The sequence below is a fragment of the Gemmobacter fulvus genome (genome assembly GCF_018798885.1).
Lineage (GTDB): Bacteria > Pseudomonadota > Alphaproteobacteria > Rhodobacterales > Rhodobacteraceae > Gemmobacter > Gemmobacter fulvus.
In genome coordinates, this window is the sequence record NZ_CP076361.1 from 407,391 (window position 1) to 431,234 (window position 23,844).

Sequence of the window (23,844 nt, forward strand, 5' to 3'; positions counted from 1 at the left end):
TCAGCGCTGCCGCCGCACCACCGGAACCCGCGATTTGTTGAGCGGATAGGCCACCGGCGGATGCGCCGGATGGCCCTCGGTCCGCCGCCAGAACCCCGGCCCGCCGCGCCGCGCCCAGGGGATCAGCGCCATGGCAAGGCCCGACACAAAGCCGCCCGCATGGGCCCAATAGGCCACGCCCCCCATATCGGTGGGCGTGTTCAGCCCGCCCAGAATCTGGATCCCGAACCAGAGGCCGAGCACGATCCACGCGGGAATCGCAAAGATGCGGAAGAAGATGATGAAGATGAACAGCACATCGACCTTGGCGCGCGGGAACAGCAGCAGATAGCCCCCCATCACCCCGGCAATCGCGCCCGAGGCCCCGACCATCGGGATCATCGACACCGGGTCCATCGCCACTTGCAGCAGCGCCGCGCCGATCCCGCTGAGGACATAAAAGGCCAGAAAGCCCAGATGCCCCATCAGATCTTCCAGATTGTCGCCGAAGATCCACAGGAACAGCATATTGCCGAACAGGTGCATCCAGCCGCCATGCAGGAACATCGAGGTCAGCACCCCGCCCCAGGCCCCGCTTTGCGTCAGTTCGGCGGGCACAAGGCCATAGGTATAGAAGAACCAGCCAATCGCATCCTCGTCCGGCAGGGTAAACCAGTAGCCAAGGAAGATCAGCACATTGGCCGCGATCAGCGCCCAGGTGACATATGCGGTGCGCCCCGAAGGGTTATGGTCGCGGATCGGAAACATGGCTCACGCTTTCCGATCCGCGCCCATCCGTCAAGCCATCAGCTGCCCGAAACCTCGGCCAGAAGCTGTGCATTGCCGCCCGAAGCGGTGGTGTCGATGCAGACGTGGCGTTCCAGCACCACATGCGCCAGATCCGGCATCCCGCCGATCAACGGCAGAATCGGCCCGCGCCGCTGGGCCAGTGCCTGCGCATGGGCACGCGGTTCTGTCCCCCAGTAGAGCGCGCCCGAAAAGCTCGACAGCCGGGTCAGTGCTGCCGGATCAAGGCCGGGGGCCTCGACCGCGAGCCCGCCCAGACGGCGCACCGCCTCGGCCTGCGCCAGGGCCGTCGCGGCATCAGGGCCAAGGCACAGAAGCGGCTGGCGCTGATAACCAGACAGGCGGTTGCTTTCGCCCGTCGGCCCCGGCAGATCATGGGTGAACAGGGCCGCCGCAGCCGGTGTCACCGCCGCAAGCTGGCGCGCGACCTCGGCTTCGGAAGCGGCGACCGCCGTTGAGGTTTCAGGGGCCGCCGGTTGGTACTGCACCGAGAACCGCGCCAGATAGTCTGGGCCGCCCGCTTTAGGGCCAGTGCCCGACAGGCCCTCGCCGCCAAAGGGCTGGCTGCCCACCACGGCGCCGATCTGGTTGCGGTTCACATAGGTGTTGCCGACATGCAGCCGTTCGATGATGCGCTGCACCCGGTCGTCGATACGGGTGTGCAGGCCGAAGGTCAGACCATAGCCGGTGGCATTCACCGCGTCGATCACCGCGTCGATCTCGCTGGCCTTGAATGGCACCACATGCAGCACCGGTCCGAAAATCTCGCGCGTCATCTGCGCGATGCCCGACACCCGGATCACCGTCGGCGCGATGAAGGTGCCGCCTTCGGGGGCTGTCAACTCCTTGACCACCCGGCCCTCGGCGCGGGCCGCCGCGATATAGGCGCGGATGTCGGCCTGTGCCTCGGCGTCGATCACCGGGCCGATGTCGGTGGCCAGATGCCAGGGGTTGCCCAGCGTCAGCTCGTCCATCGCGCCGGACAGCATCTCCAGCAGGTGATCGGCAATATCCTCCTGCACATAAAGGCAGCGCAGCGCCGAACAGCGTTGCCCCGCCGATTGGAACGAGGCCGCCAGAATATCGCGCACCGCCTGTTCGGGCAGCGCCGTGCTGTCGACCAGCATGGCATTCAGCCCGCCGGTTTCCGCGATCAGCGGCGCGGTCGGATCCAGATGATCGGCCATGGATTTGCGGATCAGCAGCGCGGTTTCGGTCGATCCGGTGAAACAGACGCCATTGACGCGCGGGTCGCGGGTCAGGGCCGCGCCGACGGTCGGGCCATCGCCGGGCAGCAGTTGCAGCGCCGTCGCCGGCACCCCTGCCCGGTGCAGGAGATCCACCGCCAGCGTCGCAATCAGCGGCGTCTGTTCGGCGGGTTTGGCCAGCACCGCATTGCCCGCGGCCAAAGCGGCGGCAATCTGGCCGGTGAAGATGGCAAGAGGGAAGTTCCACGGGCTGATACAGGTGAACAGGCCGCGCGGCGCGCCGGTCAGGCTTTCGCCCTGATCGGCATAATAACGCAGGAAATCCACCGCTTCGCGCAGTTCGGCGACGGCATCGGCCAGAGACTTGCCCGCCTCCCGCGCCAGCAGCGCGAAGATCGGGCCGAACTCGGCCTCGTAAAGATCGGCGGCGCGGCGCAGGATGGCGGCGCGCTCCATCGCGCTGGCCTCCCATATCTGCGCCCGGGCCAGCGCGGTCTCCACATCCGGCGTGCTGGCGGGCAGCACATTGCCGACGTGATCGCCCGTGGCGGGGTTGCGCATCTCGATCCGCTGCCCTCCGGCCACCGACCCGGCAAGGCGGGGGCGCGCATCAAAAATGGTGGTCTCGTGCGGATCGCGCGCTGCCGCGATGGCGGCCAGATCGGCGCTGTCGGTCAGATCCCAGCCCTTGGAATTGGTGCGGCGGCCAAATAGGCGTGGCCCGGTGGCGATGGCCGGGCTTTCCACCGGCATCATGCGTTCCATCGCGGTGATCGGGCAGGCCGCCACCTCTTCGGGAGTAACCTCCTCGTTGACGATCTGGTTCACGAAAGAGCTGTTGGCCCCGTTTTCCAGCAGACGCCGCACCAGATAGGCCAGCAGATCGCGATGCGCCCCGACCGGCGCATAGATGCGGCAGCGAGTCTTGCGGTCGGTCAGCACGATGTCATGCAGCCGCTCGCCCATGCCATGCAGGCGTTGGAATTCAAAGGATTTCAGATCGGTTGCCAGATCGAGGATCGCGGCCACCGTATGCGCATTATGCGTGGCGAATTGCGGATAGATCCGGTCGGTCATGCCCAGAAGCTTCTTGGCATTGGAGATATAGGACACATCGGTCGCCTGTTTGCGGGTGAACACCGGAAAGCTTTCCAGCCCCATCACCTGCGCCCGCTTCACCTCGGCATCCCAATAGGCGCCTTTCACCAGACGCACCATGATCTTGCGGTCCAGCCGGGCGGCAAGCGCATAGAGCCAGTCGATCACCGCGCCGGCCCGGCGGCCATAAGCCTGCACCACCACACCGAACCCGGCCCAGCCTTTCAGGCTTTTATCCTTCAGCACCTCTTCGATCACCTCCAGCGACAACGCCAGACGGTCCGCCTCTTCGGCGTCGATGTTGAAGCCCAGGCCCGCGGCCTTGGCCAGCCCGGCCAGAGCGCGCACGCGCGGCACCAGTTCGGCCATCACCCGGTCGCGCTTGGCAACCTCGTAGCGCGGATGCAGCGCCGACAGCTTGACCGAAATGCCCGGATTTTCGCGGATGTCGGCGCTGTGGGCGGCGGCGGCAATCGCGGTGATCGCCTTGGAATAGGCCAGATGATAGCGCCGGGCATCGCCTTCGGTGCGCGCCGCCTCGCCCAGCATGTCATAGCTGTAGGTATAGCCCTGCCCCTCCAGTTCGCGCGCGCGTTTCATCGCGGCTTCGATGGTTTCACCCAGCACGAACTGGCGGCCCATTTCTTTCATCGCGCGGCTCACGGCGGTGCGGATCACCGGCTCGCCCAGCCGTTTCATCGCGGCGCGCAGATGGCCGACGACGCCGGGCTCGCGGTCCTCCAGCACCTTGCCGGTCAGCATCAGCGCCCAGGTCGAGGCATTCACGAGGCTGGAGGCCGACCGGCCCAGATGGCGACCCCAGTCGGAGGGCGCAATCTTGTCCTCGATCAGCGCATCCATGGTTTCGGCATCCGGCACGCGCAGAAGCGCCTCTGCCAGACACATCAGCGCGATGCCCTCTTCGGTGGACAGGCCATATTCGGCCAGAAACACCTCCATCAGGCCGGGCTTCACCGAATTGCGGATGCGGCGCACCAGATCCGCACCCGAGGCGGTGATGCGGGTGCGGGTCGGCTCGTCCAGCCCCGCCTCTGCGATCAGGCTGCGCACCAATGCGGCCTCATCGCGCAGGCTTTGAGTGTCGATGATGGTCCAGCTGTCCTGATGGTCGCGCGGCATGGTGCCCTCCTGATATTTGCGCCAAGAATAGCGCGGAAGTTGCGGGCGGTTTTCCCGATCCTGTGACAACATGCAGGCGATTCGCCTGAAATTGAGGGGACAGATCATGCCATCCGCCCGCATCGCACTGGATTCCTTTGATGATGCGATTCTGCGCATCCTCGCCGCCGAAGGACGGATCAGCGCCACCGAACTGGCCCGCCGCATCGGCCTGTCCAAATCACCCACCCAGGCCCGGCTGAAGCGGCTGGAGGACAGCGGCGTGATTGCCGGCTATCGTGCCCTGCTGGACCCCATCGCCATGGGCCTTGCGCATGTGGCCTTTGTCGAGGTCCGCCTATCGGACACGCGCGAGGCGGCGCTGCAAGCCTTCAACCGCGCGGTGCGTGCCATCCCTGAGGTGGAACAATGCCACATGATCGCCTCGCGTTTCGACTATCTGCTCAAGGTGCGCACCGCCGATATTCAGGATTATCGCCGTGTTCTGGCCGAGCGGCTGTCGGCCCTGCCCCATGTCGCCGCCACCTCGACCTATGTGGCGATGGAAGCGGTGAAGGAAAGCCCGATCTGACCGCGACCCTGCCACGTTTGCTATAAAACCGCCTGCGTGGTAGCCTGTGAGGGTTCGGGCACCGCGTTTTCAAAAGGCAGGTCATGGCCAGAATCGTTTTCTTTTCCCCGCAGGATTTCCGCAGCTTCACCGTCAGCAACCGGGATGTTCAACTGGGCGATGACATTGATATGTCCTTCGACATCATCGGTGTGGGCGCGCGCAGCTTTGCCGATGCGCTGTTCCTTCAGGCCCCAGCCGCGCCGCTGCATCCCCAGCAGCTGTTCGTCGGCTCCGGCGTCAGCGCCACAGGCAGCGGCATCAGCGGCGGGCGCTTCACCGGCTGGTTTGACTATGACACCGTGGCCTATAGCGACTATATCCTCGGCTTCTCGATCCGGTCCGAGACGGTTTTCGCCGCCGCCAACACCGCCCGCCTGACCGATGATCGGGCACTGTTGCGGCAGATGCTGGCGGGTGATGACAGCATCACCCTGCACCATGCCGCAGACGATGGTCGCTCCAATCTGGTCTTTGGCGGTGCGGGGCGGGATACGATCCGTGGTGCCGCGGGGGACGATCAGCTCACCGGCGATGTGGGCAATGACCGGCTGTTCGGGGGCCGGGGCGATGACACCCTGCGCGGCGGCGCGGAGGAAGACCGCCTGTCGGGCGCGGGTGGCGCGGATCGGCTGGTCGGTGACAGCGGGGCCGATACCCTGCTGGGTCACGCCGGGGAGGACAGTCTGGAGGGCGGCCGCGACGCCGATCTGCTGCGGGGCGGCACCGGGCACGACAGCCTGACCGGCGGCAGGGGCGATGATACCTGCGCCGGGGGCACGGGTGCCGATATCTTTGTCTTTCGGGCCGGAGACGGGCATGACCTTCTGCGCGATTTTGATCAGGGCAGCGACAAGATCCATATTCTTCTGGCGCGCGACGACCCCGAAGAGGTGCAGTTCGACATCCGCTATCAGAACGGAGATGCCGAGCTGCGCTTTTTGGATGTGGTCATCACCCTCGACAACATCGCGCAGGGCAGCCTGATCTTCAACGGCCCGGATGCGGATGTGGAGCTGATCCGCCTTTAATCCCCGGTGTCGGGTCGCTCTTTCAGGGGGCCATGCAGCACAGATGGAGACTTGGAGGCGGGTACCGGAATCGAACCGGTCTTCACGGATTTGCAATCCGCTGCGTAACCTCTCCGCCAACCCGCCGTTCCTTCAAGGTAGGCAGCATTTAGACTGTGGCGGCGACATGTGCAAGATATCTTCGCAACATTGCGGCCTTGATCATGCGATGAATTTTGTGTGCGAAAGGTGCAAACACCTTGGGCACGGGGGTGTCGGGGACGTATCGCCCTCGCGCCGCAAACCGATGCACGGCCGCTGCCTTCCGGCGCTGATTTTCAGGCATATGGTAGGCCCACTGGGACTCGAACCCAGACTGTATGGAGTTTAAGTCCACTCTCTCTACCGGTTGGAGTATGGGCCCCGGGATCCGAGCAATATCAGCCCTGTGGCGGGCGTTCAACCTCGCATGGGGTGCGGCGCTGACGGCAAAAGCCGCAGAGCCCGCGGCATGTCTTGCGGCACTCGACCGCTGATGCGGTCTCATGCCCTGCGCGTCAGACAGCCGCCGTTACATCAGCGGTTTCGCAGGCCCGCCGCAGAGCAGCGTGACAATCGTCTCACCGCCCGTCATCTCGATGGCGGCGACATCCATCGGGCGGCGGTCAAGATCGCCGCCGCTCAGCTCGATCGTGCCTGCGCCATGAAAGGTCGCGTCCAGCAGACTGATCAGCGCGTCACCACGCAGGGTGGCGGTGACGCCGCCTGCAATGCGGTGGATGGCCGAAGGGGTGATGCGACGTGCGCCTACGATCAGTTCCATGCAATGTCCTTCGGCCCGCGCCGGGGTGAGAAAGCTGGAAAAAGCCCCTCTGATCAGGGGCTTTTCCGGTGTTTTGCCAGTCGGGGCCAAGGATATGCGCGGGCCGGAACTGCCCGGAGGGATACCCTCTCCCCCCTGTTCTCAGCTACAGCCGCTCGTCCCGCCGCAGGTATTGCACTTCATGCAGGTGCCGTTGCGGACCAGCGTGTAATTGCCGCATTCGCCGCAGGCTTCGCCCTCGTAACCCTGCATTTTGGCCTTGGTGCGCGCGTCCATCGACACCGAGCCAGAGCTGAGGGCCGTGCTGCCGTGGGTGCCGGTGGCAAGACCGGCTTCCGGCAGCAGCATCGACAGGGCGCTGCTGTCCCCGGCCAGCGAGGTCGCGCCCATGCCGCCTTGCAGCACCACCAGATCCTTCGGCAGCCGCTTGCGCAGATAGCCGGTCGACGAGATCTGGCGCAGCACTTCCAGCGATTTGGAGGCGGCGCTTTCGCTCACCGGCTCCACATTGCTGCGTTTGCCTTCGCCCACACCACCGCCGATGTCATCGAAGCTGGCGCCCTTTGGGGCCACATGCGCGAGGTCGGTGCGGTCCAGATAGCTGACGGCCAGTTCCCGGAATACATAGTCGAGGATCGAGGTTGCGTTCTTGATGCTGTCATTGCCCTGCACCATGCCCGCCGGTTCGAACTTGGTGAAGGTGAAGGCATCGACAAACTCTTCCAGCGGCACGCCATATTGCAGGCCGACCGACACCGCGATGGCGAAGTTGTTCATCATGGCGCGGAAGCCCGCCCCTTCCTTGTGCATGTCGATGAAGATCTCGCCCAGCTGACCATCGCCATATTCGCCGGTGCGCAGATAGACCTTGTGACCACCGACCACCGCCTTCTGGGTATAGCCCTTGCGGCGCTCGGGCAGCTTTTCGCGATGGCTGCGCACGATTTCCTTGACGATCACCTTTTCGATGATCTTTTCGGCCAGCACGATGGCCTTTTCCTGCTGCGAGCCCGAGGCCAGGATCTCTTCGGCCTCTTCGTCATCCTCGACCAGAGCTGAGGCGAGCGGCTGGCTCAGTTTCGATCCGTCCCGATAGAGCGCGTTGGCCTTGATGCCGAGGCTGTGCGACAGCTCATACGCCGCCAGCGTCTCACCGATGCCTGCCGAATTCGGCATGTTGATGGTCTTGGAGATCGCACCCGAAATGAAGCTCTGCGCGGCGGCCATCATGTGAATGTGGCTTTCCACCGACAAGTAACGCGTGCCCTTCTTGCCGCAGGCATTGGCGCAATCGAACACCGAATAATGCGCCGCTTTCAGGAAGGGCGCGCCTTCCAGAGTCATCGTGCCGCACACATGGTCGTTGGCGGCGTCGATCTGGGCCTTGGTGAAGCCAAGGTGGCGCAGCAGATCGAAGGTCGGATCGTTCAGCTTGTCAGCCGGGATGCCCAGCGTGCCCTTGCAGAACTCTTCGCCCAGCGTCCACTGGTTGAACACAAAGCGGATGTCAAAGGCCGAGGGCAGCGCCGCTTCGATCTTTTCCAGCTCGCGCGGGCCGAACCCATGGCCGATCAGCGCGGTGTGATTGATGCCCGGGCAATTGCCTATGGTGCCATGGCCCACGGCATAAGCGACGATTTCCGCGATCTGGCCGCTGGAATAGCCCAGCTTTTCCAGCGCCGCCGGAACCGACTGGTTGATGATCTTGAAATAACCCCCGCCCGCCAGTTTCTTGAACTTCACCAGCGCGAAGTCCGGCTCGATCCCGGTGGTGTCGCAATCCATCACCAGACCGATGGTGCCGGTGGGCGCAATCACCGTGGTCTGCGCATTGCGGTAGCCGTGCTTTTCGCCAAGGGTCAGCGCGTCATCCCAGGCGGCTTTCGCCAGCGTGACCAGTTCGGCATCGGGGCAATTGGCGGCGTCCAGCGCCACCGGCACCACATTCACCGCCTCATAGCCGTCGGTATGGCCATAGGCCGCGCGGCGGTGGTTGCGGATCACGCGCAGCATATGGCTGGCATTGCGGGCATAGCCTGCAAAGGCGCCACGTTCCGAGGCCACTTCGGCCGAGGTGGCATAGGTCACGCCGGTCATCAGCGCGGTCAGCGCGCCGCACAGCGCCCGGCCTTCGGTGCTGTCATAACCAAGGCCCATGTTCATCAGCAGGCCGCCGATATTGGCGTAACCAAGGCCCAGGGTTCGGAAATCATACGAAAGCTGGGCAATTTCCTTCGACGGGAATTGCGCCATCATCACCGAGATTTCGAGCGTGAGCGTCCAGAGCCGGGTCGCATGCACATAGGCCTGCGCATCAAACTTGCCCGCCTTGAAGAAGGTCAGCAGGTTCATCGACGCCAGATTGCAGGCGGTATCATCAAGGAACATATATTCCGAACAGGGGTTCGATCCGCGGATCGGGCCGTCTTCGGGGCAGGTGTGCCAGGCGTTCACGGTGTCGTGGAACTGGATGCCCGGATCGGCACAGGCCCAAGCGGCATGACCGATCTGGTCCCACAGCTCTTTCGCCTTGACGGTCTTGGCCACCTTGCCATCGGTGCGGCGGATCAGCGCCCAGTCGGCATCGTCCTTGACCGCCGTCAGGAAGGCATCGGTGACGCGGACCGAGTTGTTGGAGTTCTGGCCCGACACCGAAATATAGGCCTCGGAATCCCAATCGGTGTCATAGGTCGGGAATTCGATGCTGGTGAAACCCTGCCGCGCATATTGCAGCACGCGGTTGATATAGGTTTCCGGGATCATCGACTTTTTCGCCGCGCGGATCGCGGTTTTCAGCGCCGCGTTCTTGGTCGCATCGGCGGCATCTTCCGCCGTGCCATCCCATTGGGCGATCGCCGCGAAGATCGCGTTCAGATGCGCCTCGTGCATCTTCGAGCCGGCAACGAGGCTGGCGACCTTCTGTTCTTCGATCACCTTCCAGTTGATGAAGGCTTCGACATCGGGGTGATCCATGTCGCAGATCACCATCTTGGCCGCGCGCCGCGTGGTGCCGCCCGATTTGATCGCGCCGGCAGCCCGGTCACCGATCTTGAGGAAGCCCATCAGGCCCGAGGATTTGCCGCCGCCAGAAAGTTTCTCGCCCTCGCCGCGCAAGCTGGAGAAGTTGGTGCCGGTGCCCGAGCCATATTTGAACAGACGTGCCTCGCGGACCCAGAGGTCCATGATGCCGCCCTCGCCCACCAGATCATCCTTCACCGACTGGATGAAACAGGCATGGGGCTGCGGATGTTCATAGGCGCTGGCCGATTTGGTCAGCACGCCGGTTTCGTGATCGACGTAGAAGTGGCCCTGCGACGGGCCGTCAATGCCATAGGCCCAATGCAGCCCGGTGTTGAACCACTGCGGGCTGTTCGGGGCCGCCATCTGGCGGGCGAGCATGTAGCGCATTTCGTCATAATAGGCGCGGGCGTCGGCTTCGGTGGTGAAATAACCACCCTTCCAGCCCCAATAGGCCCAAGCCCCGGCCAGACGGTCGAACACCTGCTTGGCCGAGGTTTCGCCGACAATACGCTGATCTTCCGGCAGTTTTGCCAGCTCGGCCTCGTCCGCGACCGAGCGCCACAGGAACTCGGGCACGCCCTTTTCCTTCACGCGCTTCAGACGGGCCGGAACCCCGGCCTTGCGGAAGTATTTCTGCGCCAGAACGTCGGAGGCGACCTGGCTCCAGCCCTCGGGCACTTCGACGGCTTCGTTGCGGAACACCACTTTGCCATCCGGGTTGCGGATTTCGGACAGGGTGGTGCTGAACGACATGGCACCATAAGCGCCGGTGGTTTCCGTCGTGAACTTCCGCTCGATCTTCATCTGCCCCAAGGTCCCTTGTGTGTGGCGGGCCTTCGCCCTGCCGTTTGTCCTCGTCCGCGCTTTGCGTCGGCATACAGGAACCATCGCGCTGCCCGTCTGGCCGGACAGCGCGCACCACAGCATGACATGCGGCGCATCTTGTGATTCTGATCTGCATCCCCACGACAAAACACCAGATTTTGTGTGCTGTGTCGTTGCGATGACAAACTGTCGGAAATTTCTTCCCCATTCAACGAGAAAATTTGCTCCCCGCCGCGCTATTTAGTGTTGACGGGTGACTTACCCACAAGGGGTATGATTTCTGATCGATTCAGACCACGGGCGGGCCGCTGTGGATGGTTTCGGGGACAACTGCGGGACACCTTGGCCAAAGCCCCGCAAATATTCAGGGAATGGGCAGATTTGCGGGAAAGGCTTCATGCCCTGCCTGAACGGGGATAACTCGGTTGCCGTAACGGAAGATGCGCCACGATCTGCCGCCAGCAGATTTTGTGCCAACACAAGCTGTTGTGGCGGCAAAGTAACATTCCCTTAATCTGACACTAAGGCTGGATCAGAATCGGGCAAGCGCCGGGCTGATTCCCGCAGCCGGTCGGCAAGGGAGTGATGCGCCCGGTTTTTCCCATTGGCAGCGCGGGAACCAAACCGCAGTCTCGGGCCTGTTTCCTGCGGGCATATCTGCCGCGCAGCATCACAAGGGGAAAGCGGATGAGCCTGATCAAGACTCTGGCCAAGGTTGCCATCGGCGTGGCGATTGCCAAGGGCGTGAACCATGTCACACAGAACGGTCTGCCGGGCCGCAGCAGCGGCAGCGCGGGCACCAGCCGCAGCGGCGGTGGCCTGGGCGATCTGGGCAATCTGCTCGGCGGCAAGGCCGGTGGCGGCATGTCGGGCGGGCTGGGGGGGCTGCTGGATGGTTTGACCGGCGGCGGCACGACCAGCCGCAGCACCAGCCGCCGCAGCTCCGCCCCCTCGGGTCTGGAGGGGCTGCTGGGCGGCGCCGGTGGGTTGGGCGGGCTGCTCGGGGGCTTGCTGGGCGGGGCGTCGGCAACCACCCGCACGAGTTCGCGCAGCACGGGCGGGCTTGGCGCGATGCTGAATGATGCGCTGACGGGGCAGGCTTCGCCCGAGGAACCGAGCCGCGATCAGGAACTGGCCGCCGCCCTGATGCTGCGCGCGATGGTGCAGGCCGCCAAGGCCGATGGCGTGCTGGATGCCGAGGAGAAGGCGCAGCTGATGCAGGCGCTGGACGGGGCCGAAGATGCCGAAATCGCCTTTGTTAATCAAGAGCTTGCCGCCCCGGTCGATGTGGACGCACTGGTGCGGCAGGTGCCCGTCGGCATGGAAGCGCAGGTCTATGCGGTGTCATTGGCCGCCATCCGGCTCGATCATCCGAGCGAGGTGCGCTATTTGCAGGATCTGGCGCAGGCACTGGAACTGGACCGGCAAGAGGTGAATGACATTCACCGCAGTGCCGGTGTGGCCCCCCTTTACGCCTGACCGCAGGGGGAAGGGTCGACCACCCTTCCCTTTCCCTATGGAGCCGCCCGCGCAAATCCCGTAAACGGGGCAAAAGACGGGATCAGAGGGGCCCATGAGCGAGACGATCATCACCCGCTGCGAGGCCAAGGGTCTGCGCATGACCGAACAGAGGCGCATCGTCGCGCGTGTCATCGGGGCGGCGGACGATCATCCTGATGTGGAAGAGCTTTATGCCCGCGCTGCCGCCATCGACCCGCGCATTTCGCTGGCCACTGTCTATCGCACCGTCAAACTGTTCGAAGAGGCGGGGATTCTGGAAAAGCTGGAATTCGGCGATGGCCGCGCGCGCTATGAAGATGCCGACCGCGATCACCACGACCATCTGATCGACGTCAACTCTGGTCAGGTCATCGAATTCATTGATCCCGACATTGAAGAGCTGCAAGAACGCATCGCCCAGCGGTTGGGCTATCGGCTGATCGGGCATCGGCTGGAACTTCTGGGCGTGCCGCTCAAGAAAGCATGACATGACCGATACAAAAGACAACCTGCGCGGCATCCTGCTGATGGTCGCCGCGATGGGCGGCTTTGCTCTGGAAGATATGTTCATCAAATGGGCCGCCGCCGATCTGCCCACCGGGCAGATCCTTGTCATGCTGGGCGTGGTCGGCACGCCGGTCTTTGCGCTGATGGCGAGGATGGAGGGCGCGCGGGCCTGGTCGCGCCTTGCCTGGCACCCGGCGGTGATCTGGCGCAATCTGGGCGAGATGGTGGGGACATTCGGCTTCATCACCGCGCTGGCGCTGACACCGCTGACCACTGCCACCGCGATCTTTCAGGCCGCGCCACTGGCCGTCACGCTGGGGGCTGCGCTGTTTCTGGGCGAAAAGGTCGGCTGGCGACGGTGGAGCGCGATCCTGCTGGGCTTTGTCGGCGTGCTGATCATCATCCGCCCCGGTTTCGACGGTTTTGTGCTGGCCTCGCTCTGGTCGGTGCTGGCGGTGATCGGCCTGTCGGTGCGCGATGTGGCCACCCGGCGCATCCCTGGCAGCATCACCACGGCGCAGATCTCGGCCTGGGGCTTTTTCGCCGTGGCCCTGCTGGGCGCGATGATGCTGGCGGTGACGGGTGGTGCGGTGATGCCGACTGTGGCGCAATCGGGCTATATGGCCGGGGCACTGTTCTTCGGCATTTCGGGCTATTGGGCGATCACGCAGGCGATGCGCGTGGGCGAGGTGTCGGTGGTCACGCCCTTCCGCTATGCGCGGCTGGTCTTTGCCATGGTGATCGGCATGGTGGTGTTTGCCGAACGGCCCGATGCCATCACCTTTGCCGGGGCGGCGCTGATCATCGGATCTGGGCTTTACACCTTTGCGCGTGAACGGATGCGCAAACGCGCGGCGGCCCGGCTTCAGGCCTGAGGCCGGATCCTGCCAGGCACGGCGATCCCGGTCGTTGGGCTGGGACGTCGGGCGTCTGTGCGCGTCATCAAACCGGCATATCGCCGCCCTATACCCGCCCCAACGCCGCAACCCGGCGCTTGCACCGCCAATTTCACCGCCCAAAGCCCTGCTACCGCAAACGCGCCCTTCCCACATGCGGCAACGCAAGGTAAAGACCGGGCCGAGAGCATGCTTCCTCAGGAGGAACACCCCCATGAGCACAATCATCGACATTCACGCCCGCGAAATCCTCGACAGCCGCGGCAATCCCACCGTCGAGGTGGATGTGACGCTGGAAAGCGGCGCCATGGGCCGGGCTGCCGTGCCCTCGGGCGCCTCGACCGGCGCGCATGAAGCGAACGAGCGCCGCGACGGCGACAAGTCGCGCTACATGGGCAAGGGCGTGCTGGAAGCCGTCGCTGCCGTCAATGGCGAGATTGCCGAAGAACTGGTCGGTTATGATGCGACCGAACAGGTCGGCATCGACCGCACCCTGATCGAGATGGACGGCACCCCGAACAAGGCCCGTCTTGGGGCCAATGCCATCCTCGGCGTGTCGCTGGCCGTGGCCAAGGCCGCTGCCGAAGTGACCGGCCAGCCGCTGTATCGGTATGTCGGCGGCACCTCGGCCCGGGTTCTGCCGGTGCCGATGATGAACATCATCAATGGCGGCGAACATGCCGACAACCCGATCGACATTCAGGAATTCATGATCATGCCGGTCGCGGCATCGAACATCCGCGAAGCGGTGCGGATGGGGGCCGAAGTGTTCCACACCCTGAAGAAAGAGCTGTCGGCGGCGGGTCTTTCGACCGGCATCGGTGACGAGGGCGGCTTTGCGCCGAACCTTAGCTCCACCCGCGTGGCGCTTGATTTCATTCTGAAATCCATCGAAAAAGCTGGCTACAAGCCGGGCGAGGACATCTATCTGGCCCTCGATTGCGCCTCGACCGAATATTACAAGGGCGGCAAATACGAGATGAAGGGCGAAGGCCTGTCGCTCAGCTCGGACGAGAATGTCGACTATCTTGCCAAGCTCTGCGCCGACTATCCGATCATCTCGATCGAGGATGGCATGGCCGAGGATGACTGGGCCGGCTGGAAAGCCCTGACCGACCGTCTGGGCGGCAAGGTGCAGCTGGTGGGCGACGATCTGTTCGTGACCAACCCGCGCCGTCTGGCCGAAGGCATCGCCAAGGGCTGTGCTAACTCCATGCTGGTCAAGGTCAACCAGATCGGCACGCTGACCGAAACGTTGCAAGCCGTCGATATGGCGCATCGCGCGCGGTATACCAACGTCATGTCGCACCGCTCGGGCGAGACCGAGGATGCCACGATTGCCGATCTGGCCGTGGCCACCAATTGCGGTCAGATCAAGACTGGCAGCCTTGCGCGGTCTGACCGGTTGGCGAAATACAACCAGTTGATCCGTATCGAAGAAATGCTGGGCGAAGTGGCCGAGTTTGCGGGCCGGTCGATCCTCAAGGCCTGATCGGTTTCCACGGTTTTCTGCACACGGCGCGTCTTTCGGGGCGCGCCGTTCTGCATGGTGCCGTTCGCATCTGTTCCCGTCGTAGAGACATAAGTGCCATTGCGGGCACGCCCCCGCCTCGACCAGCTTGGCGCGGACCGTTGCAGCAAGCAGCGGCATTTCGGGAGGAGGAACTTCATGAATATCATCACCGCATTGGCGATCTCCATCGGGGCGCTGGCCGCTGTCGCGACCTGGCTGTGCCTGGGCACCGGGCTGGGATTGCAGGTCTGGGCGCTGTTCATTGCCTGGGGCAGCTTTTACCACACCGGCGGCAAGACCGACGGGCTGAGCAAATCCGCGATCAACCATCTGTGGGGTGTGGCGGTGGCGGCGGTCACGCTGGTGATCGTGGGCACGGTGGGCGGCTCGGTCATCGTGACCTCGCTGATTGTCGGCACTTCTGTCGTGGTGCTGGTGCTGGGCGCGCATCTGCCGCTTCTGGCGACCATCCCGGCGGCGGTCTATGGCTATGCCTCGACCGCAGCCTTCTGCCTGCTGACCGGGGTGGCGATTGGCGATGCGGCGGCGGTGGCCGCAGCGGCGGGGATCGTGTTCATCTCGCTGTTGCTGGGCAATCTGTTCGGCTTCGTCTCTGAAAAGCTGGCCGGTATGCTGGCCAAATCGGCCTGATCGCGCGACGGATCCGGCGCGGGAGGGCGCGCCGGACCGGCCCCCGAGGCCGAATTGTGCCGGGCACAAGATAGCCATGGCACCGCGCCTGCCAAAGATTTAGGCAAGACGCATGAAGGATATGCCCCAAACCCAAGACTCGCCGCGCGGCCTTGCATTCGCGCTGTCTGCCTATGTGATGTGGGGCTTCCTGCCCCTCTACATGAAGGCGCTGGCCCATATTCCGGCGGCAGAGGTGATTGCCCATCGGGTGATGTGGTCGGTGCCGGTGGCCGGGCTGGTGCTGATCTGGCTGGGCCGCACGGCGGATCTGGCGACAGCCCTGCGCAATCCGCGCATGTTGGGCATGGGCGTGGTGACGGCGGCGCTGATCTCGCTCAACTGGGGGATCTATGTCTGGGCGATCCAGAACGGCCATGCGCTCGACGCCGCGCTTGGCTATTACATCAACCCGCTGTTCAGCGTGTTTCTGGGCGCGGTGCTGTTGGGCGAAAAGCTGAACCGGGCACAGCTGGTGGCCATTGCGCTGGCCGTCTGTGCCGTGGCGGTGCTGACCTGGGATGCGGGCCGCCTGCCCGTGCTGGCACTTGGCATGACGCTGACCTGGGCCGCCTATGCCTATTTCAAGAAACAGCTCCCCATCGGGCCCAATCAGGGCTTCATGCTGGAAGTGCTGCTGCTGCTGCCCTTCGCGCTGATCTATGCGATCTGGTTGCAGGCCACCGGGCAAAGTCATTTCCTGAATGGCGTCGGGTTTGACAGCCTTATGCTGGCACTGGCCGGGATCGTGACGGCGGTGCCGCTGATCCTCTATGCCAATGGGGCCAAGCTGCTGCGCCTGTCGACCATCGGCATCCTGCAATATGTCGCACCGACGATGATCTTCCTCACGGCGGTGTTTGTCTTTGGTGAGCCGTTCGGCACAGCCAAGATGGTGGCCTTCCCGATGATCTGGGCGGCGCTGGCGATCTATACTTTCGGCATGGTGCAATCTGCTCGCAGCCGCAACGCGACGGCGGGATAAGCGCCGGATCAGACGCCGGGCCTGCTGATCTGCCCACCGCCAACCTGCCCGGCCACGCCTGTCGTCGTCGGGCCAGAGGTTGGCAGACCACGCGCCACGCGCACCGCCAGAAAGGCGAAGGCCTGCGCCTCCAGCATATCGCCGTCCAGCCCAACCGCCTCGACCGGCAGCACATCGCAGGGCATCAGCGCGGCCAGATGCGCCATCAGCGTGGCATTGTGCCGACCGCCGCCGGTGACCAGCAGCTGCGACACCGGCAAGGGGAAATGCTCGGCCCCGCGGGCCACGGCTTCGGCGGCGGCACGGGTCAGCGTGGCGGCGGCATCGGCATCGGACAGGTGCGACACCGCCTGAAGAAGTGCGTGGAAGTCATTGCGGTCCAAGGATTTTGGCGGTATCCGGTAAAAGAACGGATGCGCCAGAAAGGCGGCGATGATCGCCGGATCAGCCTGTCCCTGCGCCGCCAAAGCGCCGCCCTCATCCTGCGTCAGCCCGCGCCGCGCGCGCATCAGATCATTGACCGGCGCATTGGCCGGGCCCGTATCGAAGGCAAGGCAGGCCCCTTCGGCATCCGGCGCAGACCGGGACGGATCGACCCAGGTCAGATTGCCAACGCCCCCGAGATTGAGAAAGGCCACCGGCGCTTCGGCCTTGATGCGTTTGGCACAGGCAAAGTGGAAATAGGGGGCCAGCGGCGCACCCTGCCCGCCCAGCCCAACATCGGCGCTGCGGAAATCCCAGACCACCGGCACACCCAGCACCTCGGCCAGAACCGAGCCATTGCCCGCCTGATGTGTGCCACGCCCGCCCGGATCATGCGCCAGCGTCTGGCCGTGAAAACCGATCAGGTCAGCCCCGGCAATCTGGCTCAGCAATTCGGCATGGGCGGTCTCGACCACCTCGGCCGCCGCCTCTACCCCCGGATCACCGGGCCAGAGACCAAGGGCATCGCGGATCAACCCGCGTTCTTCCTCATCATAGGCGCGATAGCCGGTTTCGCCGAATTCGAGGATACGTTCGCCATCGGTGAACAGCATGGCGGCATCGACCCCGTCCAGCGAAGTGCCCGACATCGCCCCGAGCGCCCAGATCGGCCCCGCCTTCAACATGGCTTCCCCTCGCCCTCTGCCGCAGATATATGCGTCACGTTGATATAAAGCACGAGAACGCCATGACCTACCACCCGAAATCCGACTTCATGCGCGTGATGATGGAGCGCGGCTATCTGGCCGACTGCACCGATTATCAGGCGCTCGACGAGGCTTTGGTCAAGGGGATCGTGCCCGCCTATATCGGCTACGATGCCACGGCGGCCTCGCTGCATGTGGGGCACCTGCTCAACATCATGATGTTGCGCTGGCTGCAAAAGACCGGGCACAAGCCGATCACCCTGATGGGCGGCGGCACCACCAAGGTGGGCGACCCGTCCTTCCGCAGCGAAGAGCGCCCGCTGCTGACGCCGGAAAAGATTGACGACAATATCGCCGGCATGAAGCAGGTCTTTGCCCGCTACCTCGATTACGGCGATGCGCCCAACGGGGCCATCATGCTGAACAATGCCGAATGGCTGGACAATCTGAACTACCTCGATTTCCTGCGCGACATCGGGCGGCATTTCAGTGTCAACCGCATGCTGTCGTTTGAATCGGTGAAATCGCGGCTGGACCGGGAACAAAGCCTGTCCTTCCTCGAATTCAACTACATGATCCTGCAAGCCTATGATTTCCTTGAAATCCATCGGCGCTATGGTTGCCTTTTGCAGATGGGCGGCTCGGATCAATGGGGCAATATCATCAACGGGATCGACCTGACCCGCCGGGTGATCGACGCGCAGATCTTTGGCCTGACCTCGCCGCTGCTGACCACCAGCGACGGCAAGAAAATGGGCAAATCGGCGGGCGGCGCGGTCTGGCTGAATGGCGCGATGCTGAGCCCCTATGAGTTCTGGCAATTCTGGCGCAATACCACCGATGCCGATGTGGGCCGGTTCCTCAAGCTCTATACCGAACTGCCGGTCGAGGAATGTGACCGGCTGGGCGCGCTGGCGGGGGCCGAGATCAACGGCGCGAAGATCATTCTGGCCAATGCGGTGACGACGCTGCTGCATGGCCCGGATGCGGCTGCGGCGGCTGAGGCGACGGCGCGGGAAGTGTTTGAAAAGGGCGGCGTGGGCGATGATCTGCCGACCCTTGCGCTATCGGTCGCGGATCTGGCCGATGGCATCACCGTGGCACAGCTGTTCGTGCGTACCGGCCTGTCACCCTCGGGCAAGGATGCCAAACGGCTGATTCAGGAGGGCGGCGCGCGGCTGAATGATGAGATCGTGCTGGATGCGGGGCACAAGCTGCACGCGGGCGATCTGGTCGATCCGGTGAAGCTGACGGCGGGCAAGAAGCGCCACGCACTGGTCACCCTGGGCTGAGCGCAAAAAAAGGGCGCGCCGCGATGTGGCGCGCCCCGGTCTGTTGTCAGGCCAGTTCAGGCAACAAAGATATGATCGCCAATGACCAGAGAATCCACAGCCACATTCTCGACGATCAGCCGCCCCGAGGCAAAGCGCAGAATGGCATCGCCATCGCGGTAGACTACATCAAATTCACCGGTCACGCGCAGCCTGTCAGCGTCCAGATCGAAATCCGTGACCACGTCGTTGCCGTCCCCGCTAGCGAAGACGAAGATATCAGCCCCGCCATCGCCGGTCAGTGTATCGGCCCGGATCCCGCCTGACAGGGTATCCCGCCCGGCACCGCCAAACAGCTGATCACTCCCGTTTTCGCCGAACAGACGGTCATTGCCGCGCCCGCCAAACAGGAAATCATTGTCGCCGCCGCCAAACAGCGAGTCATTGCCGGTGGCGATTTCGCTTTCGCCCAGACGATCCTTGCCGCCGCCGCCATAGACCCGGTCATTGCCATTGGAATCGTAGATCACATCATCGCCGTATCCGGCGTTGATCCGGTCATTTCCATCGCCCCCGCGCGCCGTGTCGTTGCCGCCGAGCAGGTCAAGCACAAAGCCGTTTTTGGAATGGAAGCCCAGCGGATTGTCGAGGAAGATCGCGTTGGCCTTCACGGTGCCGGCCACCCGCCAGTCCATATCCGCAAGGATCTGCGCCAGTTGCGCGGCCCCTGCGGGTTTGCTCAGATTGGGCAGATCGTCCAGCGACAGGTTCAGGCCGCTGAACTTGCCGATCAGGGCGTTGGAACCGGCCTCACGGATGGTCAGCCCGGTAAAGGTGCCATCCAGCAAGGCCGTCACCAGCCCGTCCTTCAGCCGGTAGTCAAAGTCAGACCCGCTGAAGTCGTATTTGAAGAAGTCATTCTGCAACACGAGCGAATCCGCGTCTTCGCGTTGCACGGCAACCCCGCCGAACAGGGACAGGACAGCATTTGAAAGGGCACTCGTTGAAATGAGATTGGATAAGACTGGCATAGCAGACTCCATTTTTCATATGCCGTTACGTTAGGCCTCGCCGTGGCACAGGTCAACAAAACTGCTTGCCCCAAGGGCAGGCCAGATATGAAAACGGCGGCCCCGGGGGACCGCCGTCTGCTGTCTGTGCGAGGGTCGGTTATTCGACCAGGCTGACCTTGGCCATCCGGTCCGGCGCGCTCACCTCGCCATTGCCGCCTGCGCCCTTCTTGATCGCATCGACCACATCCATGCCTTCGACCACACGGCCGACGATGGTGTATTGGCCATCCAGATGCGGCGCCGGGGCAAACATGATGAAGAACTGGCTGTTGGCCGAGTTCGGATCCATCGAGCGTGCCATGCCGACGACACCCCGGTCAAAGCTGAGCGAAGAAAATTCGGCCGCCAGATCAGGCTTGGACGATCCGCCCATGCCCGCCTCGGCAGAGCCACCGGCCTTGCCATATTGCACGTCGCCGGTCTGCGCCATGAAGCCGTCGATCACGCGGTGGAACACCACATCATCATAAGCGCCTTCCTTGGCCAAGGCCGCGATCTGCGCCACATGGTTCGGAGCAACATCCGGCAGCAGATCAATCACGATCTGGCCCTTGGTGCTGCCATCCACCTCGATCACCAGATTGGGGCCGGGGCCGTCATCGGCCAGTGCGGGCGTGGCGCTCTGGCTCAGGGCAAAGCCGCCCAGAACCGCCATGCCAAGCGCGAACAGCCCGCCTGCCACAAACCGCTCACGCGACATCAGCAGCCACCTTGACCGAGATCATGCGATCCGGGGTTGCCGGCGGCTCGCCACGCAGGATCTTGTCAACGAATTCCATGCCCGAGATCACGCGGCCATAGACCGTGTATTGACCATTCAGGAAGTGGTTGTCCTTGAAATTGATGAAGAACTGGCTGTTGGCCGAATTCGGGTTGGACGAGCGGGCAGCGCCCAGCGTGCCACGGTCATGCGGCAGCTTGGAGAACTCGGCCGGCAGATCCGGCAGATTCGATCCGCCCGTGCCTGCGCGGCGCAGGTTGAAGTTGTTTTCCATATTGCCGTTTTCCACGTCGCCGGTCTGGGCCATGAAGCCGTCGATCACGCGGTGGAAGCACACATTGTCATAGGCACCGGCGCGGGCCAGTTCCTTCATGCGGGCGCTGTGCAGCGGCGCAACATCCGCCAGAAGTTCAATCACCACCTCGCCGTCTTTCAGCGCCATGATGATGGTGTTTTCGGGGTCTTTGATCTCGGCCATCCGGTCGGTCTCCTCTGTTCTGGCGCGCAAGGTAATGGGGCGGCGGGCCGAGGGAAAGGGCAAACCCGCGTGATCGGTTGACGCGGGGGACTGTTCGGCGGAAACAGGAGGAAAGACACCCCTGAGGAGGCTGCAATGGGCTGGAAGACACTCGACGACATGGATCTGGCGGGCAAAGTGGTGCTGCTGCGCGTGGATGTGAACGTGCCGATGGAACATGGCGTGGTCACCGATGCGACGCGGATCGAAAAGATCGTGCCGACGGTGAAGGACATTCAGGCCAAGGGCGGCAAGGTGGTACTGCTGGCGCATTTCGACCGGCCCAAGGGCAAGGTCGTGCCCGAGATGAGTCTGGGCCATGTGCAGGCGGCGCTGGCGGGCGCGCTTGACTGCAAGGTGGTCTTTGCGGCGGATTGCATCGGCCCGGTTGCGGCAGAGGCGATTGCGGCAGCGGCCCCCGGCGATGTGGTGCTGCTGGAGAACACCCGTTTCCACGCGGGCGAGGAAAAGAACGACCCGGCGCTGGCCCGCGCCATGGCCGATCTGGGCGATGTCTTTGTGAATGATGCGTTTTCGGCGGCGCACCGCGCCCATGCCTCGACCGAAGGGCTGGCGCGGCTGTTGCCTGCGGCGGCGGGGCGGCTGATGGCGGCAGAGCTGAAGGCGCTGGAAGCGGCGCTGGGGCAGCCGCAGCGCCCGGTGGTGGCGGTGGTGGGCGGCGCGAAAGTGTCGACCAAGCTGGATCTGCTGGGCAATCTGGTCAGCAAGGTGGACCATCTGGTGATTGGCGGCGGCATGGCCAATACCTTCTTGGTGGCGCAGGGGATCGAGGTCGGCAAAAGCCTTGCCGAACGCGACATGGCCGATACCGCGCGCGAGATTCTGGCCAAGGCGCAGGCGGCGGGCTGCACCATCCATCTGCCGATCGACGTGGTGGTGGCGCGCGAGTTCAAGGCCCATGCCGCGCATGACACCGTGGCGGCGGCGGCCTGCCCCGCCGATGCGATGATTCTGGATGCCGGGCCGCAAACGGTGGCGGCGCTGGAAGCCGTGTTTGCCTCGGCCAAGACCTTGATCTGGAATGGCCCGCTGGGCGCGTTCGAGCTGGAGCCGTTTGACGCCGCGACCAATGCCGCGGCCCGGTCGGTGGCGCGGCTGACGCGCGCGGGCAGCCTCATCTCGGTCGCGGGCGGCGGTGATACGGTGGCGGCGCTGAACAAGGCGGGCGCGGCTGAGGACTTCAGCTTCATCTCCACCGCAGGCGGTGCCTTCCTGGAATGGATGGAAGGCAAGGCCCTGCCGGGCGTGGCCGCACTCGACGTCTGACCGAAAGCAAAGGCCCGCGCGGAGTGATCTGCGCGGGTCTTTTGACGTTTCTTAGGGTCGGGTCAGATCAGATCCATCGTGCCAAGCCGCGAGGCCAACGCGTCGATATCCGTCCAGCCGAGGATCTTGATGGAATTGCCATCCAGTTCGAGGAAGGTGCTACCGCCGCGCGTGACGGCATAGGCCTCCAGCACGTCCTGAGCCGTCTCCATGCCCTCCCAATATTCGGCCCCCAGAATGAGGCGGTCTTCGTCGGTCATGTCGGTCACGACATCCGCGCCGGACTTGCCAGAGAAGATGAAGTAATCCGTGCCCTCGCCGCCGCGCAGCCGGTCAGCACCCAACCCGCCGTCAAGCCGATCTTCGCCACCGCCGCCCCGCAGCTGATCGTTGCCGGTGCCGCCCATCAGCGTATCCTGCGCGAAGCCGCCAATCAGGGTATCATTGCCGCGATTGCCTTCCAGCAGGTCGCGCCCGGCCTCGCCTTGCAGCAGATCCGCGCCGCCATCGCCCGCAAGCGTGTCATTGCCAGCGCCACCGTTCAGCGTGTCATCGCCGCCGAAGCCTTGCAGATTGTCGCGCCATTTGGTGCCCGACATCCGGTCGGCATCCGCAAAGAGTTCCGCAAAGAACGCGCGACCCGAGGCACCTTCCAGAAAATCCAGCAAATCGGCCAGATCAATCGGCGCGCTGGTCATGCGCAGGATGGGTTGCCCGAACACCGTGATCTGCGCCGCCGTGACCGTGCCTTCTCCCACGCCGTTTTCAAAGGTGTAATCGCCGGTCAGCGCAAGCCGCTTGCCCGCAAAGCTGAGGCTGAGACGACCGGCATCGTCAGCCGAGACCGGGCCGAATGTGCCGTCGAAAAAGGCCGACAGATCAATGCCTTTTTTGATGTTCCGGGTGGCGTCAAGTGTGGACACAGTAATCTCCTTACAGGAAAGATCCCGGACCGAGGGTCCGTGAAAACCAAGATTAACAAATCATTAAGGGGGCCTCGCGCGCGACGTCAAGATTTTGCGATAGCGGCCCGCCCCGCCTGACGGCGCGCGCGACAATCCACCGTGCAGATACCCGGTTGTTCCCGCAGGGCGGATAATGCGCGGGGGCGGCGGCGCCGACAAACGCATGATTCGGGCGGGAGCCACTGCGGACCGGAGATCGGCGGAATGATGCCTGATGCGGTGATTTTCCGGCCTTGTCACAACATTTTTGCGGATCGCGGAGACTGTT

The 23,844-nt window shown here is 63.8% G+C and carries 19 protein-coding genes and 2 tRNA genes; 10 read left to right on the forward strand and 11 right to left on the reverse strand.

The window, feature by feature from the left end; genetic code table 11:
* Both KM031_RS01890 and putA read right to left on the reverse strand, forming a co-directional pair.
* Positions 1–747, reverse strand: coding sequence for a rhomboid family intramembrane serine protease (locus KM031_RS01890; RefSeq protein ID WP_215504066.1), 747 nt, complete (start codon positions 745–747; stop codon positions 1–3).
* 38 nt (positions 748–785) lie between these two features.
* Positions 786–4,232, reverse strand: coding sequence for a bifunctional proline dehydrogenase/L-glutamate gamma-semialdehyde dehydrogenase PutA (gene putA / locus KM031_RS01895; protein ID WP_215504065.1), 3,447 nt, complete (start codon positions 4,230–4,232; stop codon positions 786–788).
* A gap of 106 nt (positions 4,233–4,338) precedes the next feature.
* Between putA and KM031_RS01900 the strand changes: the two genes are divergently transcribed.
* Both KM031_RS01900 and KM031_RS01905 read left to right on the forward strand, forming a co-directional pair.
* Positions 4,339–4,803 carry an Lrp/AsnC family transcriptional regulator gene (locus KM031_RS01900; RefSeq protein WP_215504064.1) on the forward strand — a complete coding sequence of 155 codons (465 nt, stop codon included), beginning with the start codon at positions 4,339–4,341 and terminating at the stop codon, positions 4,801–4,803.
* 83 nt (positions 4,804–4,886) lie between these two features.
* Positions 4,887–5,873, forward strand: a complete 987-nt coding sequence (locus tag KM031_RS01905) for a calcium-binding protein (protein WP_215504063.1) — start codon at positions 4,887–4,889, stop codon at positions 5,871–5,873.
* 52 nt (positions 5,874–5,925) lie between these two features.
* Here KM031_RS01905 and KM031_RS01910 read toward each other — a convergent pair.
* The 4 genes from KM031_RS01910 to KM031_RS01925 form a co-directional block, all read right to left on the reverse strand.
* A tRNA-Cys gene (locus KM031_RS01910) sits at positions 5,926–5,999 on the reverse strand.
* Positions 6,000–6,199: 200 nt separating this feature from the next.
* A tRNA-Leu gene (locus KM031_RS01915) sits at positions 6,200–6,276 on the reverse strand.
* A 147-nt stretch (positions 6,277–6,423) separates the two neighbouring features.
* Positions 6,424–6,675: a hypothetical protein gene (locus KM031_RS01920; RefSeq protein ID WP_215504062.1), complete on the reverse strand. Its 252-nt coding sequence runs from the start codon at positions 6,673–6,675 to the stop codon at positions 6,424–6,426.
* Positions 6,676–6,816: 141 nt separating this feature from the next.
* Entirely contained in the window at positions 6,817–10,500 is a 3,684-nt protein-coding gene (locus tag KM031_RS01925) for a vitamin B12-dependent ribonucleotide reductase (protein ID WP_215504061.1), read from the reverse strand.
* 708 nt (positions 10,501–11,208) lie between these two features.
* On the opposite strand from KM031_RS01925, the gene KM031_RS01930 reads away from it, so the two are divergent.
* The 6 genes from KM031_RS01930 (at position 11,209) to rarD (ending at position 16,612) form a co-directional block, all read left to right on the forward strand.
* Positions 11,209–12,000 (forward strand): DUF533 domain-containing protein, encoded by a 792-nt coding sequence (locus KM031_RS01930; protein ID WP_215504060.1) that lies wholly within the window; start codon positions 11,209–11,211, stop codon positions 11,998–12,000.
* A 94-nt stretch (positions 12,001–12,094) separates the two neighbouring features.
* On the forward strand, positions 12,095–12,508 hold the full coding sequence (locus KM031_RS01935; protein ID WP_215504059.1) for a Fur family transcriptional regulator: 414 nt from the start codon (positions 12,095–12,097) through the stop codon (positions 12,506–12,508).
* Position 12,509: 1 nt separating this feature from the next.
* Positions 12,510–13,403: a DMT family transporter gene (locus KM031_RS01940; RefSeq protein WP_215504058.1), complete on the forward strand. Its 894-nt coding sequence runs from the start codon at positions 12,510–12,512 to the stop codon at positions 13,401–13,403.
* A gap of 235 nt (positions 13,404–13,638) precedes the next feature.
* On the forward strand, positions 13,639–14,916 hold the full coding sequence (gene eno / locus KM031_RS01945) for a phosphopyruvate hydratase (RefSeq protein WP_215504057.1): 1,278 nt from the start codon (positions 13,639–13,641) through the stop codon (positions 14,914–14,916).
* Between the two features lie 177 nt (positions 14,917–15,093).
* A complete protein-coding gene (locus KM031_RS01950; protein ID WP_215504056.1) occupies positions 15,094–15,588 on the forward strand; it encodes a DUF1097 domain-containing protein in 495 nt (164 codons plus the stop codon).
* 112 nt (positions 15,589–15,700) lie between these two features.
* Positions 15,701–16,612 carry an EamA family transporter RarD gene (gene rarD / locus KM031_RS01955; protein ID WP_215504055.1) on the forward strand — a complete coding sequence of 304 codons (912 nt, stop codon included), beginning with the start codon at positions 15,701–15,703 and terminating at the stop codon, positions 16,610–16,612.
* A gap of 8 nt (positions 16,613–16,620) precedes the next feature.
* Here the strand turns inward: rarD and KM031_RS01960 are convergent, their stop codons facing one another.
* Positions 16,621–17,721, reverse strand: a complete 1,101-nt coding sequence (locus tag KM031_RS01960; RefSeq protein WP_215504054.1) for an anhydro-N-acetylmuramic acid kinase — start codon at positions 17,719–17,721, stop codon at positions 16,621–16,623.
* Between the two features lie 62 nt (positions 17,722–17,783).
* Here KM031_RS01960 and tyrS point away from each other — a divergent pair, with 62 nt between their 5' ends.
* Positions 17,784–19,034, forward strand: coding sequence for a tyrosine--tRNA ligase (gene tyrS, locus KM031_RS01965; protein WP_215504053.1), 1,251 nt, complete (start codon positions 17,784–17,786; stop codon positions 19,032–19,034).
* Between the two features lie 56 nt (positions 19,035–19,090).
* Here the strand turns inward: tyrS and KM031_RS01970 are convergent, their stop codons facing one another.
* From KM031_RS01970 to KM031_RS01980, 3 genes are all read right to left on the reverse strand, one after another.
* Positions 19,091–19,969: a calcium-binding protein gene (locus KM031_RS01970; protein ID WP_215504052.1), complete on the reverse strand. Its 879-nt coding sequence runs from the start codon at positions 19,967–19,969 to the stop codon at positions 19,091–19,093.
* A gap of 214 nt (positions 19,970–20,183) precedes the next feature.
* On the reverse strand, positions 20,184–20,786 hold the full coding sequence (locus KM031_RS01975) for a peptidylprolyl isomerase (RefSeq protein ID WP_215504051.1): 603 nt from the start codon (positions 20,784–20,786) through the stop codon (positions 20,184–20,186).
* On the reverse strand, positions 20,776–21,285 hold the full coding sequence (locus tag KM031_RS01980) for a peptidylprolyl isomerase (protein ID WP_215504050.1): 510 nt from the start codon (positions 21,283–21,285) through the stop codon (positions 20,776–20,778). The genes KM031_RS01975 and KM031_RS01980 overlap by 11 nt, the downstream gene beginning before the upstream one ends.
* Positions 21,286–21,420: 135 nt before the next feature.
* On the opposite strand from KM031_RS01980, the gene KM031_RS01985 reads away from it, so the two are divergent.
* Positions 21,421–22,611, forward strand: a complete 1,191-nt coding sequence (locus KM031_RS01985; RefSeq protein WP_215504049.1) for a phosphoglycerate kinase — start codon at positions 21,421–21,423, stop codon at positions 22,609–22,611.
* 62 nt (positions 22,612–22,673) lie between these two features.
* Here the strand turns inward: KM031_RS01985 and KM031_RS01990 are convergent, their stop codons facing one another.
* Positions 22,674–23,534: a calcium-binding protein gene (locus KM031_RS01990; protein ID WP_215504048.1), complete on the reverse strand. Its 861-nt coding sequence runs from the start codon at positions 23,532–23,534 to the stop codon at positions 22,674–22,676.
* Positions 23,535–23,844 lie beyond the last annotated feature (310 nt).

Coding starts and splice junctions, on each gene's coding strand:
- KM031_RS01890 (WP_215504066.1), bottom strand. CDS start 747: ATGTTTCCGATCCGCGACCATAACCCTTCGGGGCGCACCGCATATGTC.
- putA (WP_215504065.1), bottom strand. CDS start 4,232: ATGCCGCGCGACCATCAGGACAGCTGGACCATCATCGACACTCAAAGC.
- KM031_RS01900 (WP_215504064.1), top strand. CDS start 4,339: ATGCCATCCGCCCGCATCGCACTGGATTCCTTTGATGATGCGATTCTG.
- KM031_RS01905 (WP_215504063.1), top strand. CDS start 4,887: ATGGCCAGAATCGTTTTCTTTTCCCCGCAGGATTTCCGCAGCTTCACC.
- KM031_RS01920 (WP_215504062.1), bottom strand. CDS start 6,675: ATGGAACTGATCGTAGGCGCACGTCGCATCACCCCTTCGGCCATCCAC.
- KM031_RS01925 (WP_215504061.1), bottom strand. CDS start 10,500: ATGAAGATCGAGCGGAAGTTCACGACGGAAACCACCGGCGCTTATGGT.
- KM031_RS01930 (WP_215504060.1), top strand. CDS start 11,209: ATGAGCCTGATCAAGACTCTGGCCAAGGTTGCCATCGGCGTGGCGATT.
- KM031_RS01935 (WP_215504059.1), top strand. CDS start 12,095: ATGAGCGAGACGATCATCACCCGCTGCGAGGCCAAGGGTCTGCGCATG.
- KM031_RS01940 (WP_215504058.1), top strand. CDS start 12,510: ATGACCGATACAAAAGACAACCTGCGCGGCATCCTGCTGATGGTCGCC.
- eno (WP_215504057.1), top strand. CDS start 13,639: ATGAGCACAATCATCGACATTCACGCCCGCGAAATCCTCGACAGCCGC.
- KM031_RS01950 (WP_215504056.1), top strand. CDS start 15,094: ATGAATATCATCACCGCATTGGCGATCTCCATCGGGGCGCTGGCCGCT.
- rarD (WP_215504055.1), top strand. CDS start 15,701: ATGAAGGATATGCCCCAAACCCAAGACTCGCCGCGCGGCCTTGCATTC.
- KM031_RS01960 (WP_215504054.1), bottom strand. CDS start 17,721: ATGTTGAAGGCGGGGCCGATCTGGGCGCTCGGGGCGATGTCGGGCACT.
- tyrS (WP_215504053.1), top strand. CDS start 17,784: ATGACCTACCACCCGAAATCCGACTTCATGCGCGTGATGATGGAGCGC.
- KM031_RS01975 (WP_215504051.1), bottom strand. CDS start 20,786: ATGTCGCGTGAGCGGTTTGTGGCAGGCGGGCTGTTCGCGCTTGGCATG.
- KM031_RS01980 (WP_215504050.1), bottom strand. CDS start 21,285: ATGGCCGAGATCAAAGACCCCGAAAACACCATCATCATGGCGCTGAAA.
- KM031_RS01985 (WP_215504049.1), top strand. CDS start 21,421: ATGGGCTGGAAGACACTCGACGACATGGATCTGGCGGGCAAAGTGGTG.